Source organism: Acinetobacter sp. RIT698, from assembly GCF_009668065.1.
Classification (GTDB): domain Bacteria; phylum Pseudomonadota; class Gammaproteobacteria; order Pseudomonadales; family Moraxellaceae; genus Acinetobacter; species Acinetobacter guillouiae.
In genome coordinates this window covers 1-978 of record NZ_WJYH01000117.1, presented here as the reverse complement: position 1 = coordinate 978, position 978 = coordinate 1, and the positions used below count along the sequence as shown (strand labels likewise).

The window sequence follows — 978 nt, the reverse complement described above, 5'->3', positions numbered from 1 at the left end:
AGTATGCTTAAAACAGTAAAAGGCGCAAAAGGTGGCAGTCAAAGCCAAAGACAACCCAAAGTTGCAAATGATACCACCGCTTCAAAAACCTATGCACGTTTACAATACGGTATGAGTGAAGGAGAGGTTGAGGGCTTATCAAATGGCTTTAAGTCAATCTTCCTTGATGACACCCCAGTTGAAAACGATAGTGGTGCAAGAAACTTTCAAGATGTCACTCTAGATTTTCGCTCAGGTACCAATGATCAGGCATACATGGAAGGTTTTGAAAGTATTGCTTCTGAAACTACTGTTGGTATTGAACTTAAAAGTGATACGCCTTGGGTTAAAGGGATTACCAATCTTAATCTCGATGCTGTGATTGTGCGTGTGCGCTTTGGGGCCTTAAAACAGCAAGATCCAAGCAACGGTGATGTTTCAGGCATTGTTATAGATTATTCGATTGAAGTACAAACCGATGGCGGATCGTGGGAGTTAATGCTTGATACTCAAATGTCAGGAAAAACTTCAGCAAATTATGAGCGTACCCATCGAATTGGACTTCCTAAGGCCAGCAACAATTGGCTGATTCGAGTCACTCGTAAAACATCGAATTCAAGCTCTGAATATGTCAGCGATAAGATGTATATTCAAGCCATTACTGAAGTTGTGGATCTTAAACTTGCCTACCCAAATACTGCATTGATTGGCGTGCAATATGATGCTGAAACATTCTCAAATATTGCCAAAATTGCTGTTGATCTAAAGGGTGTAAAGATCAAAGTGCCAAGCAACTATGATTCAGTAAGTCGAACCTACATCGGAATATGGGATGGGCTATTTAAGCGTGCTTACAGCAATAATCCAGCTTGGATTTACTTTGATTTATGTACTAATAAGCGCTACGCACTTGGTAACCGCTTAACAGAGCCAATGATTGATAAATGGTCATTGTATCGTTTGGCTCAATATTGTGATCAGTTGGTGCCAGACGGCAAA

Annotated in this window: 1 pseudogene; it reads left to right on the top strand. The window is 40.6% G+C overall.

The annotated features are described in order from the left end of the window. Window positions 1-3 precede the first annotated feature (3 nt). A pseudogene (locus GJV03_RS21590) lies at window positions 4-978 on the top strand (host specificity protein J); the annotation flags it as partial.